Here is a 15,742-nt window from a genome sequence, read left to right on the forward strand (position 1 = left end):
AGTTACAAAATAAAAAACTAATTTTAGCTATCTTTGCATATAGTGAGAAATAAAAGTAATTATGATAACTGCTGAAGAAAAAATTGCTCTGGATCAAACATTTGAAGAAATATTAACTAATTGCCATCGCTGCCGTTCAGATGAAGATAAAGCTCAAATACGCAAAGCTTACGATTTAGCTTTTAAAGCTCACGAAAACATGCGTCGAAAAAGCGGCGAACCCTACTTATACCATCCCTTGGCAGTCGCAAAAATTGCAACTGAAGAAATTGGATTAGGTGCTACTTCTTTCATATGTGCCTTGCTTCATGATGTGGTTGAAGATACCGATTATACACTCGAAGATATCCGACAACTTTTTGGCGACAAAGTAGCTAAAATTATAGATGGTCTTACCAAAATATCGAATGTTTTTGACCAAGGTACTAACTCCATTCAAGCAGAGAATTTTAAAAAAATGCTATTAACACTATCAGACGATGTACGTGTAATACTAATAAAATTAGCCGATCGTTTACACAACATGCGAACGCTCGACTCAATGCCCGAATACAAAAAAATGAAAATAGCAGCTGAAACACTTTACTTATATGCTCCTCTTGCACACCGTTTAGGGCTTTATGCAATTAAAACTGAACTAGAAGACTTATCGTTAAAACATCAACATCCAGGCGTATATAACGAAATTTTAAGAAAAATACAAGCCAGCGAAGAAGAACGTCAAGCTTATATTAACGAATTTTGTGAACCCATTATTGAACGACTCAATACTACAGGAATTAATTATACCATTTCGGGCCGCCCAAAATCGGTTTATTCCATTCATACCAAAATGGAAAAAAAAGGTGTTCCTTTTGAAGAGGTGTACGACATTTTTGCCGTTCGCATAGTTTTTGAACCTCAGGAAACCATGAACGAAAAAACTCAATGTTGGGCCATATATTCAATGGTAACAGATATTTACAAACCTAAACCCGATCGTTTACGCGACTGGATAAGCACTCCTAAAGCGAATGGTTACGAGGCCCTACACACCACTGTAATGGGACCAAAGGGACGTTGGGTCGAAGTGCAAATACGTTCCAAACGCATGGACGAAATTGCAGAAAAAGGTTATGCAGCACATTGGAAATACAAAGACGGAGGCGAAGAATCTGAACTCGATAAATGGATAAAAAAAATTAGAGAATTACTTGAAAATAACAGCGAAAATGCACTCGAGTTTATTGACGAATTTAAAATGAACTTATTCTCGTCAGAAATATTTGTATTTACCCCCAAAGGACTCTTAAAACGTATGCCCAAAGGCAGTACTGCCCTCGATTTTGCATACGAAATTCACTCAGAAATAGGTGATCATGCTATTGGCGCTAAGGTTAACTTTAAACTTGTTCCTCTTAATCATGTTCTTTCTAGTGGCGACCAAGTTGAAATTCTAACTTCAGATATACAAACCCCTAAAAAAGAATGGCTCGACTTTGTAGTTACTGCTAAAGCTAAATCTCGTATAAAATCAAAATTTAAAAACGAACGCCGATTAAAGATAAATAAAGGTAAAGAATTACTTGAAGAAAAAGCAAAAGAATTAAACATAACTTTAAATAGTAAAATTTTTAAACAATTATATATTCATTACGGAGAATATAATAAAGAAGATTTATACTATAAAATTGGAAGTGGCGAAGCTGATTTAAGTAATATCAAAAAAATAATTCAACAACGTACGCGGAATAAATGGATTCGTTATTGGAAATTACAAATAACCAAAACAACATCGAAACTTCCCTTCCTAAAAGCCCCAGATGGAAACAAACAAGACGATGCTTTAACCCCTATTGACCGAAAAAAAACATTTATTGTTAACGAAGAAATCAATAATCAAAATTTTAGCATAGCACAATGCTGCAAACCCATACCTGGCGACGAAGTTATTGGACATTTAATATCATCTAATAAAGTAGTAATACATAAAAAAGATTGCGACAAAGCCCTTAAAATTATGGCCAACCACGGCGACCAAATTGTTACCGTTGAATGGGTTTCAAAAAAAGTACTCTCATTTATTGTACGCATTAAACTTATTGGCATTGATAATATTGGTATTGTAAATTCTATTACTCATTTACTATCTAATGAATTAGAGATAAACATGAAATCTGTTATTTTCGATGCAAGCAATGGCATATTTCAAGGACTTATCGATTTATATATACACGATGCATACGACTTGAACGAGCTTATGAAAAAAATGAAAAAAATTAATGGAGTTAAATCTGTAAAACGCATTGATATACCCGAAAACGATACTGAAATACAAACAATATTACAAAAACTTTGATTTTTTTAATACCACCAAAGTTTCCATTTGATGAGTTTGTGGAAACATATCAAATATTTTTAGAAAAATAATATTGTAATCGGAAATTAATTGCGATAAATTCCACGCTAACGATACATGATTACAACTTACATAAACAATATAAGTAGTTCCTGATGCTATTATATTCTTTTGTATCTCAATTAACGTTCCACTCCGAGGAGGATCTAACAATATTAACGAAGGTTTATCATACTTTTTTATTAATTTATCATTAAATGTAGCTAACACATCTCCTACAATGTACAAATGTAAAGGATTATGCTGAGAATTTACTTTTGCATCTTCAATTGCCATAGGATTTCCTTCAATCCCAATTAATTTTATTGAACGATCATAAACTAATGGTAATGATAATGTGCCATTACCACTGTATAAATCATACATCAATAATACCGAATCAAAAGGAATAAGTCTTTTTATTTCGTTTACAATAAGTTCAGTTATTGCTTTGTTATTTTGAAAAAAAGTAAATGGACTTATTCGTAATTTTACTTGATTTATTTCCTCGTAAAGATAAGGCTCAGTATCATCCATTAAATAATATTCAGGCCATGAATATTTATTATTGCTTTTAATATAATAGTAAATAGAATCACCTTTACTTATAATTTTTTTTATAGCTTTTAATACATCTATTTCAAATTCATTAGGTTTTTTTAAAAGTTCTAATAAAATCATTATTTGATCATAATCATTAGCTCTAATAGTTAAACTTAAAAAATTTTCAAGTGGTTTATGATTATTAAACTCATTTAAAATATATTTTAATTTATTAAAATACTTATTTATAACAGGTTTAAGCAAGTAACATGAATCTATTTCAACAATCTCATTTTTATTCCATTCAGGATGAAATCCTATTAAAAGTTTTCCCTGACGAATACGGATTTGATATGATGCTTTATTTCTATAATGCAAAGGAGCGGGTGATGCCATTATTTCAGACACTAAATAATTTACTTTGTATTTATTAAGAGCATTTTGTAATAATAGTTTTTTTAAATTAAGTTGTTGTTCATATTCTATATGCATAAAATTACATCCACCACATTCAAAATAATAGGGACAAGATGGTTTAACTCTAAATTCGCTAGCTTTTTCAATTTTAATTATTCGAGCTGTTCTAAAGCCAAGTCTTCTGTTTTCGGTTTGTAATAAATATTGTTCATTTGGGATTGCAAAGGGAATGTAATAAGCTTTATCATTCCAATAAGCAATACCCTTACCCGAAGAATGAAGCTCATTTACTTCAATAGGTCCAATAATAGGTCTATTTGTTAACATAGAATAAAAAAAGGCTGCTCGTTTCCGAACAGCCTTTATTATTTTTGATTAAAAAATTAGCGAACAATATTAATTTTTTGAGTAGTTACATTGTTATTTGTAACAACTTTAACCATATAAGTACCTTGAGCTAAGTTAGCTACATTGGCAGTATTGGTGTTGTTGAATTCAGCAACTTTTTGTCCATTGAGGTTGAAAATTTCAATGCTTAAAGCATTGTCGTTTGCAACGGTTAAAGTATTCACTACAGGGTTGGGATATACAAAAACATTGCTCAAATTATTTGTATTTACATTGCTATTTTCATAAACTTCAACTTTGTCAAGTAGCATGTAGAACATATCGGTGCAATTGTAATGACGGAAAGCAATGTAAATATTTTGACCGTTGTAAGCAGCTAAAGGAAGCATAACTTCTTTGTAAACAGTATCAGCAGCTGTTAAAGTATAAGTATAAATGCTTGTAAAATTAGCAGGAGCATTTCCAGTTGTAGAAACTTCTACACCAAAATATTCAGCTGGCCAATCAGGATCTTGTGGTGCAATGTGGCATTTTAAAACCATATTAGCATTAGCAATAGTTAATTGTGGAGTAATTAAATAGTTATTAGGAGTAAGAGCTCCGCTAGCCGAAGTCCATGAAGCCGAAACAGCAGCAACATCACCATCATATATTCTCCAACCTTGTGTTGAAGCATTTCTGGTTTCCCATTTGTTATTATCACCATCAACATCTAAATTACTCCAGCATTCAGGAGCAAAGGTTGTTCCTTCAAAGCTTTCTGTCCATGGAAAAGTGTTAATAGCTGTACAGTTAACGGCAGTACCGGTTAAGTTTACAGTTATATCACCACCATTGGTAACGATAGTAGCGGTTGCTGTGTGTGTTCCAGCTGTTGTTGGGTTGTATGAAAATGTAAACGAAGTAGATTCACCAGCATTTAAATTTACATTAGCTGGAACTAACGAACATGTAAAAGGAGTTCCCGATAAACCATTAACAGCTGATGCAGTTAAAGTACCACCACCAACATTGGATAATGTGAAAGCAGGTGATGTAGTTGTTGTATTATTTGCAATAGTACCAGCATCCCATGTTGTAGGAGTACAACTAGCAATAGGAGTTGTTAAAGCAGTACCCTCAACCATAGCACGAATATTCCAATTATAGGTTAAAGTAGAACTTAAATCAGTTAAATGATACCATGAACCACCCCATAACATCCAATTAGCATTGCTATTAACTGGACCTGCATCGCAACCTAGTGGATATCCACCATTTGCAATAACTTCATAACCAATGTATAAATCAGTTGCTGGAATAGCAAATGGAGTTGTTAAAGTTACAACATTCCATCCTTCTACTGCAGTAAAAGCTTGACTTAAAACTTCAGTTGTTTGATTTGAATAAAATTTAATTTTTGCAGAAACAACATTGGTAACACCATTAATATATACTTTAACTTGTGTAATAGTATTACCTAAACTATTGTGAGCGGATAAAACCGAAGCAGGAAAGAAAGCAAATACTGCAAAAGTATCAGCAGAGTTTGTGCCAATAGCAGTAAAAGGATCGCCATCATAATGTAAAGAGTCAACAATAGCTTTAGGGCTAGCAGGTTGATTCAAAACATGTACAATTTCTTTTGATGAAATTGGGTTGTTGCTTACGCGTTTGGTTTGAGCAAAAATAACGCCGCTCATTACGATTAAAGCAAATAAAACGTAGATTTTTTTCATAGAATAAAAGTTTTAGTTAAACATAAATTTAATTGCAAAGTAAATAATTTTATTTAAGACTACCAAATATATTTATTGGTTGCATTGGTTTAATAATTTAACACTTGTAATGCCTTTTTATAAGCATCATCGCTTTCTAAAATTATACTATAAAAACCTTCGTCATCAAATATGTTTCGTATAATATAAGCTCGCAATTGGTTTATAACAATCTGTTTAACCTTATCCCAATCTTTCATCGTAGGATTAAATCCATATTTATTAATATATTTAATAAATTCTGTCGATAAATTTGAGTTTTGTAAGTGTAAGTCTAATTGCTTCCATGAGTTAAACTTTTTAAATTCAGAACGATGCTGATCGCTATAATAAAAAGCAAATTGATAAATAAGCGATTGATCGGCTATTTTATAAAAAAAGTCAGGCAACTCTTTATTATTAAAACTTACCTTAAAATCGGGCGTTATACCACCGTTACCATAAACAATTCTGCCTTTCTTAGTTCTATATTTGGGAGCTGTTTTAAGGTCAACACTATCGAGGCTATCAGATCTAAAAAGGATGTCGGTATAATATTTTTCCATTGCAGTTTTATAACTTCGTTGTATGCATCTACCGCTAGGAGTATGGTAGCGTGCAATAGTTAATCGTATTGAGCTACCATCGTTAAAAGTAATAGGTTCTTGTACTAAGCCTTTTCCGAATGATTTTCTTCCTATAATAAATCCTCTATCATTATCTTGAATGGCGCCTGCTAATATTTCACTAGCCGAAGCCGACCATTCATCTATTAAAACAACTAATTTAATATTTTCGGCGATACCAAAATCGGTTGCTTTATATTCGTGTTTTGGTTGTGCCTTTCCTTCGGTATAAACAATTAATTCACCTTTTTTTAGAAACTCATCGGCAATGCTTATAGCAGCATCCATATAACCACCTCCATTACCTCTTACATCAATTATTAATTTTTGCATTCCGGAATTCAATAATTTTGTGAGAGCTTCATGAAATTCGTCGGGTGTTGTTTTAGCAAATCGAGCTATTTTAATATATCCCACTTTAGGTGCCGTAATCATTGCTGCATCTATACTATACATGGGAATTTTATCGCGAATAATAGTAAAATGTAATAATTTTGGCAACTTTCCACGTTTTACACTAACTTTTACTTTTGTTCCTTTCGGTCCTTTCAACAATTTCATTACTTTATTATTCGTAATGCCAATCCCAGCCACTGTACTATCATTTACCTTTATGATTCTATCGCCTGCCATAATTCCCAACTTTTCCGATGGTCCCCCAATAATTGTATTCATGATAACGATGGTATCGTTTTGAATACTAAACTCCACACCTATTCCATCAAATTCGCCTTCTAATGGGTCGTTCATTTCTTCATATTCAGCAGGAGTGATGTAAATGGAATGTGGATCAAGTTGTTGTAATAATGCAATAATCGCCTTATTTATTAAGGAATCTGTATTGATTGTATCGACATATTCATTCTGTATATAATATAAAATTGATTGCAATTTATTTATTGGGTCTATTTTTATATTTTTTGAACTAATATTGTCAAGTAATAAATTATCGAAAGAGTTTTTGAAATAAATTTTACCTATCCACATTCCAATGCAGAGACTAAAAGCAATAATAATAGGTAAATAAATTAATGTTTTTTTATTCATTGATTTTGTCTAAAGGTATATAATTAACTTCTACACCTGCTTTTTGGAGAAGCTCCAAACCATCTTGATTATGATATAAATCGCAAAAAACAACTCTTTTAATTCCCGATTGTATTATTAATTTAGAACACTCTAAACATGGAGAGGTTGTTACATATAAAGTAGCTCCTTCGCTGCTATTGTTAGACTTTGCAACTTTGGTAATAGCATTAGCTTCGGCATGGAGCACATAAGGAAAGGTAACGTTATTTTCGTCTTCGCATTTATTTTCGAATCCCGATGGCGTACCATTATACCCATCAGAAATAATCATTTTGTTTTTAACAATTATAGCACCCACTTTACGTCTATTACAATATGAGTTTTCTGCCCATATCTTTGCCATGGACAAATAACGTTTGTCGAGATTTAGTTGTTTTTCATTCATAAAAAAACCCTCCATTAGAGGGCTATTTTTTTGTACCCGGAGCCGGGGTCGAACCGGCATGGGTTTGATCCCACTGGTGTTTGAGACCAGCGCGTCTACCAATTCCGCCATCCGGGCTATTCTATACAAAGAACGCCGCAAAATTAATCAATATTTTTAATTTTTCAAATCTATACACTATATATTTTCAACATTTGTAAATAACATCCATTAATTTTTAAAGCCTTTTAAAGGCTAATTAAAAATGTTAATAAATTAATGATTATTTCTACAATTCATCGATTAGCAAGGTTTTGACAAACAACGTACACTTGTCAATAAAATTAATCTATTGTTATATGGCACTTAAATTTATTTCATTTATCTTTGTGGTATCAGTTCAGTTATGGAAAATACTAAGCTAATTTTAATAGGTGGTGCAGAAGATAAGACCGATAAACTTGAAATATTATCAAAGGTTGCCCAAGCAGCTCATAGCAAAAATATTGTTTTAATACCTACGGCTTCTAATTATCCTCACGAAGTTGAATTAAATTACAGAGATGCCTTTCATAAGCTTCATGTTGAGAATTTTAAATCGCTCGATATCCGTTATCCTGATGAGTGCGACCGTCCTGAACATATTGAAGCTATTAAACAAGCTCATTTAGTATTTTTTTCTGGTGGTGACCAAGTAAAATTAGTAGAGACCCTTAAAGGTTCTGCTCTTTTAGAAACAATTATATCGTTATATCATTCAAATAAAATAATCGTTGCAGGCACTAGTGCCGGTGCTGCCGCTGCTTCTGAAAACATGTTGTATAACGGTGATTATCATGGTTTTATTAAAGGAGAAGTAAAACATTCACTCGGTTTTGGATTTATAAACGATATGGTTGTTGATACCCACTTTTTAAACCGCGAACGTATTCCTCGCCTACTTCAAATGTTAGCTTTAGGCGTCGAAAAAAAAGCTATTGGTCTTGACGAAGACACTGCCATATTTATTGATATAAATCATAACTTTGAAGTTGTGGGAAGTGGAATGGTAACTTTACTTAACTCGGACGAAATGACCTATAATGATTTTCATGAAATTAAAGAAAATCAAGCATATAACATAAATAATGTAAAAATTGGTTTCTTATCGAAAGGAGCTAAATTTAATCTTCATTCGTGGATGGTTATTAAACCACAAACTTCGGTAATTAACGATGATGCTTATACTTACGACCAACGATTTGTAATACCAGGTGCTTATATTTAATTATTGTAAATAATATTTACAACATTACCATTTTTATAGATAGTTGTTTTAATTAGTTTGCCTGTTTCGTCATAAAAATATTTTTTACCATCAATTAAGCGGCCATTTTTCCATTCTCCTTCGCGATCGAGCTTTCCATCTTTAGTATATGTTTTATGAAAACCATTACCATCAAAAATACCTACTTCTGTATTTTGATGTTGTACTTCTTGTACTACTTTAACTTCTTGTTTTTGCTCCGGCTCTTGTTTTTGCTCTATCGTTGGAGTATATATTTTAACCGAAGCAACATCTAATTGTCCATCGTTAAATGTTTTCTCTGCTATCAATTTTCCATTTTTATCGAATTCTCGAATGGTACCATTTTCTTTTCCTTCTTTCCATTCACCTTCTATCATTATTTTTCCATTTTCATGATAATACTTTTGTATTCCGGTTCGCTTTCCAGCTTCGCTATATTTCCATTCGTATGCCGGATTACCATTAGGATGATAATATTTGTAATCGCCTACCCATTTATTTTCTTTCCATATGCCTTCTTCGCTTACATTACCATTTTCATAAAAAAATTTTGCATAACCATTAGGCTTTCCTGATTGGTATGTAATCATCGACTTTATTTTTCCAGATGAGAAGTAAGCTTTCCATACTCCTACTTTAATACCGTGCTCAAAGCGACCTTCTTCGCTTTTTGTGCCATTTTCGGTAATAATCCAATAACCATGTTGCTTACCATCACTATCTGTTTGGTTTAATGTGTCCTTTTGAGCAAATACGATAGCAGAATTTAATATAAGTATTATGATTATTATTTTTTTATACATCAATAAAAACTATTTAACGCTCTTTTAAACGTAAGTTATTCATTTTGGTTTCAAAAATAGTTCCAAAATTTTAAAGTTATAAAATTAATTTGTGTAAATTGCGTACGTACTAGGAATAGTAAAGATGCTTGTATCTTTTATATTTTTATCTATTTGTGTAATAATCATAGTATTTTTTATATCTCTAAGTAAGCTTCTTTCTACTGCTTCAAAAGGTAAAAATCCAAATGAATTAGGAATAATTTGATAATATTTATGGGTTTTGATATTGGGGTTCCAAATCTTGGTAAGATAATAATAAAAACCATATTCGTTATTGGTTGCCATCCAATATGTAACTTCAGTATTTTCTTTTACATTTTTTACTCTCCATTGTTTGCATCTTATACCTAATATAGTTTTTTCATTTTCTGTTTTAATTATTTTATAATTACTATCTATTTCTGTTTTTTCTTCTGAAAAAATCTGAGTTGTATATAATCGAGCTTGATGATTTAGTATAATTACTTCTTTTAATTCTAAATTTATTATGGTCGATTCTTTATTTATGTTTGATTGAATTTTATCAATTCTTACTTTATTATTAAATACGTATATGTTATATACAACTGTGTCGAATAAGCTTTTTTCAACAAGTTGAAAATTTCCATTAAAATTATTGGTAAATACTGGAGGAACATCTTTTCTTATAGTCAAAGCAGCTAACTTGGGTTTTGGAGCACTATCTATTTTTGTTATTTTATTGTCGCCTGTAACAGGATTACAATGCGTTATAATGAGGATAGTAATAATGATTATTATAGCAGGAACTATGTATGTAAATATTCTTTTCATGCTACAAAATTATAGTAAAAAAACATGTACTATTTAAGATTTTTGACAAATTCTAATTTTTATACAACGAAAACAATAAAAAAGTTATTAAATATTGACGAAAACCTTATATTTTTTGATGAAACTTAAAAAATATAAGTCTAATATATTATTGAACCATATTTTTTGGGTCTACCCATTGATTAAATTGCTCATCTGTAACAAAACCTAATTCAATAGCAGCTTGTCTTAATGTTTTGTTTTCAGAATGAGCTTTTTTAGCTATTTTGGCAGCATTTTCGTATCCAATATAAGGATTTAAAGCTGTTACTAACATAAGCGAATTTTCTAAATGATGTTTTAATGCAGGTAAATTTGGTTCAATTCCAATAGCACAATTGTCGTTAAAAGAAATACAAGCATCGGCTAATAAATGCAAGGAGCGTAAAATATTATAAATAATAAGTGGTTTATATACATTTAGTTCAAAAAAGCCATTTAAATCTCCTAAAACGATAGCGGTGTCGTTTGCAATTACTTGCATGCAGACCATGGTTAATGCTTCAATTTGGGTGGGATTAACTTTACCTGGCATAATGGAGCTACCTGGTTCATTTTCAGGAATAATAAGTTCACCAATTCCACTGCGAGGTCCGGATGCCATAATACGTATATCATTCGCAATTTTGTTTAAAACAGAGGCTGTTTGCTTTAATGCACCGCTCAACTCTACCATTGGATTATGCGAAGCTAAAGATTCAAACTTATTGGCTGCCGTTACAAAAGGCAAATTTGTAATTTCGGCAATAACTTGAGCCACACGTTCAGCAAAACCTTTGGGAGCATTTAATCCAGTACCTACCGCAGTTCCACCTAAACCTAATTCTGCTAAATGTGGAAGTGTATTCTCAATAGCTTCAATTGAGTGATTAAGCATTGCCACATATCCAGAGAATTCTTGTCCTAAGGTAAGTGGTGTAGCATCCATCCAATGTGTTCTACCTATTTTTATTATATCTTTAAAATCGTTCGATTTTTTTTGCAATGTATCGCGTAAATATTTTAAGGCAGGCAAAGTTTTATTTACTAATACTTGATAAGCTGCTATGTGCATAGCCGTTGGAAAAGTATCGTTCGAACTTTGCGATTTATTTACATCGTCATTAGGATGTAAGTATGTTTTGCCTTCGCCTAATTTATTTCCCATTAACACATGGGCACGATTAGCAATAACTTCGTTCAAATTCATATTGGTTTGCGTTCCACTACCGGTTTGCCAAACTACTAATGGAAAATGCTCATTGAGTTTTCCGGCTAATATTTCATCGCAAACCTGAACAATTAAGTTTTTTTTATCTTCGGGCAATTTGCCTAACTCATAATTGGTTATAGCTGCAGCTTTTTTAACAATAGCCATAGCATAAATAATTTCTATTGGCATTAAATCGCCACCAATTTTAAAATTATTAACCGAACGTTGGGTTTGAGCTCCCCAATATTTGTCATCTGGAACTTCAACGGTTCCCATGGTATCTTTTTCGATTCTCATATTTTTTTTTTTCAAAAATAATACAAATTTCAATACAATGACAAAAAACATGAATACTGTATTATAAAAATATATACCTTTGGAACGTTAAAAATTAAAACTGAATAAAAATGAATATTCCAGCAAATTTAAAGTACACCAAAGATCATGAATGGATCAGAAAAGAAGGTAACATTGGTTATGTAGGCGTTACCGATTTTGCTCAAAGTGAATTGGGCGATGTTGTTTTCGTTGAAATCGAAACCGTTGGTGAAACCTTATCAAAAGGTGATGCTTTTGGTACCATTGAAGCTGTTAAAACAGTTTCTGATTCGTATATGCCAGTTTCGGGAAAAGTAATTGAAAAAAATGAAAAACTCGATTCTAACCCCGATTTAATAAACAAAGATCCTTATGGTGAAGGTTGGATGATAAAAATTGAAATTACAAACGAATCAGAATACGATGAGTTGTTAACCCCTGAGCAATACAAAGCTCAATTAGGTTAATTTTTTTGTAATTTTAAAATATTTAAAGCCGCTTAAAGCGGCTTTAATTGTTTATTAATTCTGTATTCTTTCTTTTTTAGTCTAAAAATTTTTAACTTGCACACTCAAAATAATTCAATTTAGCATGATAAACATTGAATCGATTAGGGCAGATTTTCCGATATTACATCAAAAATCCTATCATAGAACTATTGTGTATCTCGATAATGCAGCCACAACTCAAAAACCGCAACAAGTAATTGATACCACAAGCGAATTTTACGCAAAATATAACAGCAACATACATCGCGGTGTTCATTTTTTAAGCGAAAAAATGACAGAAGCATACGAAAGTGCTCGCAAGACAGTAAAACAATTTATCAACGCTCAGCACAGCCATGAAGTTATTTTCACATCTGGAACAACCGAGTCTATTAATTTATTAGCATTTTCGTTTGGCGAAGCATTTATACACGAAGGTGATGAAATAGTTGTTTCAGCCATGGAACATCATAGCAACATTGTTCCTTGGCAAATGCTTTGCGAACGAAAAAATGCTAAACTAAAAGTTTTGCCATTAAAATTTAGTGGAGAGTTAAATTTGATTGCACTAAATTCTGTCATCAACGATAAAACAAAACTAATTGCCATCAGTCATATTTCTAACTCACTAGGTACCATTAACCCGATTAAAGAAATTATCGACTATGCCCATACCCGCAATATACCCGTTATGATTGATGGTGCACAGGGAATACAACATCAGATGGTTGATGTTCAGCAGTTAGATTGCGATTTTTATGTTTTTTCTGGACACAAAATATACGGTCCAACTGGCATTGGTGTTTTATATGGCAAAGAAAAATGGCTTGAAAAACTTCCTCCCTACAAAGGTGGTGGCGATATGATAAAAACCGTAACCTTCGAGAAAACGACTTACAACGACTTACCCTTTAAATTTGAAGCCGGAACTACCAACTTTATTGGCGCTGTGGGACTTGCTTCAGCATTAAAATATCTCGAAGATAAAAACAGAAACCACTTGCTTGCATACGAAGATGAACTTTATCAATATGCATTAAGTAAAATACAAGCCATCGAAGACATAAGAATTATTGGAACAGCCGAAAAACGTTCTAGTATTATTTCATTTTTATTAGGTAATATTCATCCCTTCGATTGTGGTATGATGCTCGATAAAATGGACATTGCTGTAAGAACCGGTAACCATTGCACTCAACCCTTAATGAAGTTTTTTGGCATTGACGGAACTGTAAGAGCCTCTTTTAGTTTTTATAATACAAAAGAAGAGGTTGATTATTTGGTAGAATCTTTAGAAAAAGTAAAAAAATTATTTGCCTAATGAAAACAATAGAAGAATTACAGCAAGAAATTGTAGAAGAGTTTGAAGCATTTAGCGACTGGATGGAAAAATATAACTACATCATAGAATTAGCCAAAACGTTACCTCCATTCAAAGAAGAATACAGAGCCAAAGAAAATCTTATTCAGGGTTGCCAATCGCAAGTTTGGTTAGGAGCTGAATACATAGACGGCAAATTATATTTTTATGCCGATAGCGATGCCATTATAACCAAAGGCATTATTGCATTGTTATTAAGAGTGTTATCAGGTCAAAGCCCCAACGATATTCTTAATACAGAGCTTTGGTTTGTAGAAAAAATTGGGCTTGCATCGCATTTATCGCCAACCCGTTCCAATGGCTTAACTTCTATGATTAAGCAAATAAAGATGTATGCACTGGCCTATAAAACAAAATATAATCTTTAAGCTATGGTTAATAAAGATGAGCTTTCTGCAAAAATTGTAGAAACCTTAAAAACTGTTTTTGACCCTGAAATACCCGTAAACATTTACGATCTGGGACTTATTTACGAAATTTTAATAGATGACGAAGCTAAGGTCGAAATTAAAATGACCCTTACTTCGCCTAATTGTCCGATGGTAGATGGCATGTTGCAGGAAATTTACGATAAAACTAAAGCCATTGAAGGGGTATCGTCGGTAATGCTCAATATAGTTTTTGATCCACCTTGGGATAAAAGCATGATGAGTGACGAAGCCCGCCTTGATCTGGGACTTATTTAAAAATGCACAAATTTTTATTTATACTTATTTTTTTACTGAACATTGCTTCTCAATCTGAAGCGAGTAAGGTTGTTTACGCAGTTCGATTTGATAAAAGTACCGACAGTATTTATGTAACGAATACCATCGATAGCCTAATTGTCGATTATTCGACTTATTTACCAGATAGTATAGGTGTGTTTTCCACCAATAAAATGATTCAATTTCAACCCATAGCAAAGGGGCGATATTTAATCAAAAACCTACAGCAAAAAGGGAGCTATGTTTTTTTTGCTACCCATACAAAATCAACCATAACAGAAATTACAGGTATTACCATTATTGTACGTTCTTCGTTATGGTGGCTTTGGACTCTTTTTAGCATTCTTGGGGGATTAGGAATGTTTCTTTTTGGTATCAATTTTATGAGCGATGGGTTTATTCGCCTTATGGGGCATCGACTTCATAAATTAATTCAGCGATTTTCGCGAAATGCCGTTACGTCTATCAATACAGGGGTTGTTTTGACTACTATTATGCAAAGTAGTTCAGCTGTAAGTATTTTTCTTGCCAAATTAGTTGACAATCAACTCATGTCATTTCGACAATCACTTGGAATTATTGTAGGTGCAGCATTAGGAACTACAGTAACTTTACAACTCATAGCGTTACAAATTAATTCCTATTCGTTATTCCTTATTGCTATTGGTTTTGTATTTTCATTTCTTACTAAGAAATCATTTTTGAAACGTTTAGGACAAATTTTTACAGGTTTAGGTTTATTATATTTGGGTTTGCAAATAATGTCGCAAGCAGCATTTTCAATAAAAACTGTTCCTGAAATATTACATTTTTTAGAACAGATGTCTAATCCGTTTTGGGCTGTTTTGGTTGGAATTTTATTTACTTCTATTACTCAAAGTGCAAGTGCTTTTATTGGAATACTTATCATGCTCGGTTCTCTTAATTTATTAACATTAGAAGCTTCGATAGCTTTATTTATTGGTTCCAATATTGGCACTTCAGTACCGGTTTTTTTGAATATTGCTAATATTTCAAACGAAGCAAAAGCAACAGCATATTTTCATTTAATTTATCGAATAATTGGGGCTTTGCTTTTTATGTTCTGGATTCCGACTTACACTCAATGGGTTGTTTCAATATCTACTTTTTTCTCTGAAAATGTTAGTTTACCCCACCTTATTGCCAATGCTCATACCATAATGTATATTAT

The 15,742-nt window shown here is 32.2% G+C and carries 14 protein-coding genes and 1 tRNA gene; 7 read left to right on the forward strand and 8 right to left on the reverse strand.

Features of this window, described 5'->3' with window-relative positions; genetic code table 11:
- The first annotated feature begins 61 nt into the window (after positions 1-61).
- Complete coding sequence (locus HPY79_08685) at positions 62-2,338, forward strand: bifunctional (p)ppGpp synthetase/guanosine-3',5'-bis(diphosphate) 3'-pyrophosphohydrolase (protein NSW45874.1); 2,277 nt, start codon at positions 62-64, stop codon at positions 2,336-2,338.
- Here the strand turns inward: HPY79_08685 and rlmD are convergent.
- The 5 genes from rlmD to HPY79_08710 all read right to left on the reverse strand — a co-directional run bounded on the left by rlmD (position 2,324) and on the right by HPY79_08710 (position 7,638).
- On the reverse strand, positions 2,324-3,664 hold the full coding sequence (gene rlmD / locus HPY79_08690) for a 23S rRNA (uracil(1939)-C(5))-methyltransferase RlmD (GenBank protein NSW45875.1): 1,341 nt from the start codon (positions 3,662-3,664) through the stop codon (positions 2,324-2,326). The genes HPY79_08685 and rlmD overlap by 15 nt on opposite strands.
- A gap of 56 nt (positions 3,665-3,720) precedes the next feature.
- Entirely contained in the window at positions 3,721-5,403 is a 1,683-nt protein-coding gene (locus HPY79_08695) for a T9SS type A sorting domain-containing protein (GenBank protein NSW45876.1), read from the reverse strand.
- A gap of 89 nt (positions 5,404-5,492) precedes the next feature.
- Positions 5,493-7,094, reverse strand: coding sequence for a PDZ domain-containing protein (locus HPY79_08700; protein NSW45877.1), 1,602 nt, complete (start codon positions 7,092-7,094; stop codon positions 5,493-5,495).
- Complete coding sequence (locus tag HPY79_08705) at positions 7,087-7,521, reverse strand: dCMP deaminase family protein (GenBank protein NSW45878.1); 435 nt, start codon at positions 7,519-7,521, stop codon at positions 7,087-7,089. The genes HPY79_08700 and HPY79_08705 overlap by 8 nt, the downstream gene beginning before the upstream one ends.
- Before the next feature lie 33 nt (positions 7,522-7,554).
- Positions 7,555-7,638 (reverse strand) — tRNA-Leu (locus tag HPY79_08710).
- Positions 7,639-7,906: 268 nt separating this feature from the next.
- Between HPY79_08710 and HPY79_08715 the strand changes: the two genes are divergently transcribed.
- Entirely contained in the window at positions 7,907-8,767 is an 861-nt protein-coding gene (locus HPY79_08715; protein NSW45879.1) for a cyanophycinase, read from the forward strand.
- Here HPY79_08715 and HPY79_08720 read toward each other — a convergent pair.
- The 3 genes from HPY79_08720 to fumC all read right to left on the reverse strand — a co-directional run bounded on the left by HPY79_08720 (position 8,764) and on the right by fumC (position 12,004).
- Positions 8,764-9,591 (reverse strand): toxin-antitoxin system YwqK family antitoxin, encoded by an 828-nt coding sequence (locus HPY79_08720; GenBank protein ID NSW45880.1) that lies wholly within the window; start codon positions 9,589-9,591, stop codon positions 8,764-8,766. The genes HPY79_08715 and HPY79_08720 overlap by 4 nt on opposite strands.
- A gap of 84 nt (positions 9,592-9,675) precedes the next feature.
- Complete coding sequence (locus tag HPY79_08725; protein NSW45881.1) at positions 9,676-10,425, reverse strand: DUF4412 domain-containing protein; 750 nt, start codon at positions 10,423-10,425, stop codon at positions 9,676-9,678.
- Between the two features lie 148 nt (positions 10,426-10,573).
- A complete protein-coding gene (gene fumC, locus HPY79_08730; GenBank protein NSW45882.1) occupies positions 10,574-12,004 on the reverse strand; it encodes a class II fumarate hydratase in 1,431 nt (476 codons plus the stop codon).
- Between the two features lie 59 nt (positions 12,005-12,063).
- Between fumC and gcvH the strand changes: the two genes are divergently transcribed.
- The 5 genes from gcvH to HPY79_08755 form a co-directional block, all read left to right on the forward strand.
- On the forward strand, positions 12,064-12,441 hold the full coding sequence (gcvH, locus tag HPY79_08735; GenBank protein NSW45883.1) for a glycine cleavage system protein GcvH: 378 nt from the start codon (positions 12,064-12,066) through the stop codon (positions 12,439-12,441).
- 124 nt (positions 12,442-12,565) lie between these two features.
- Complete coding sequence (locus HPY79_08740; GenBank protein ID NSW45884.1) at positions 12,566-13,783, forward strand: cysteine desulfurase; 1,218 nt, start codon at positions 12,566-12,568, stop codon at positions 13,781-13,783.
- Complete coding sequence (locus tag HPY79_08745; GenBank protein ID NSW45885.1) at positions 13,783-14,211, forward strand: SufE family protein; 429 nt, start codon at positions 13,783-13,785, stop codon at positions 14,209-14,211. Before HPY79_08740 ends, HPY79_08745 begins: the two co-directional genes overlap by 1 nt.
- 3 nt (positions 14,212-14,214) lie before the next feature.
- The gene (locus HPY79_08750; protein NSW45886.1) at positions 14,215-14,529 is read left to right on the forward strand and encodes a DUF59 domain-containing protein; all 315 of its coding nucleotides are present in this window, start codon (positions 14,215-14,217) and stop codon (positions 14,527-14,529) included.
- A gap of 2 nt (positions 14,530-14,531) precedes the next feature.
- Positions 14,532-15,742 (forward strand): Na/Pi cotransporter family protein (locus tag HPY79_08755; GenBank protein ID NSW45887.1); only part of this gene is annotated, 1,211 nt, incomplete at its 3' end.

The organism is Bacteroidales bacterium (assembly GCA_013314715.1).
Taxonomy (GTDB): domain Bacteria; phylum Bacteroidota; class Bacteroidia; order Bacteroidales; family GWA2-32-17; genus Ch61.

Bases quoted from the DNA above. Each gene is read 5' to 3' on its own strand.
- HPY79_08685 (NSW45874.1), top strand. From the start codon at position 62: ATGATAACTGCTGAAGAAAAAATTGCTCTGGATCAAACATTTGAAGAA.
- rlmD (NSW45875.1), bottom strand. From the start codon at position 3,664: ATGTTAACAAATAGACCTATTATTGGACCTATTGAAGTAAATGAGCTT.
- HPY79_08695 (NSW45876.1), bottom strand. From the start codon at position 5,403: ATGAAAAAAATCTACGTTTTATTTGCTTTAATCGTAATGAGCGGCGTT.
- HPY79_08700 (NSW45877.1), bottom strand. From the start codon at position 7,094: ATGAATAAAAAAACATTAATTTATTTACCTATTATTATTGCTTTTAGT.
- HPY79_08705 (NSW45878.1), bottom strand. From the start codon at position 7,521: ATGAATGAAAAACAACTAAATCTCGACAAACGTTATTTGTCCATGGCA.
- HPY79_08715 (NSW45879.1), top strand. From the start codon at position 7,907: ATGGAAAATACTAAGCTAATTTTAATAGGTGGTGCAGAAGATAAGACC.
- HPY79_08720 (NSW45880.1), bottom strand. From the start codon at position 9,591: ATGTATAAAAAAATAATAATCATAATACTTATATTAAATTCTGCTATC.
- HPY79_08725 (NSW45881.1), bottom strand. From the start codon at position 10,425: ATGAAAAGAATATTTACATACATAGTTCCTGCTATAATAATCATTATT.
- fumC (NSW45882.1), bottom strand. From the start codon at position 12,004: ATGTTTTTTGTCATTGTATTGAAATTTGTATTATTTTTGAAAAAAAAA.
- gcvH (NSW45883.1), top strand. From the start codon at position 12,064: ATGAATATTCCAGCAAATTTAAAGTACACCAAAGATCATGAATGGATC.
- HPY79_08740 (NSW45884.1), top strand. From the start codon at position 12,566: ATGATAAACATTGAATCGATTAGGGCAGATTTTCCGATATTACATCAA.
- HPY79_08745 (NSW45885.1), top strand. From the start codon at position 13,783: ATGAAAACAATAGAAGAATTACAGCAAGAAATTGTAGAAGAGTTTGAA.
- HPY79_08750 (NSW45886.1), top strand. From the start codon at position 14,215: ATGGTTAATAAAGATGAGCTTTCTGCAAAAATTGTAGAAACCTTAAAA.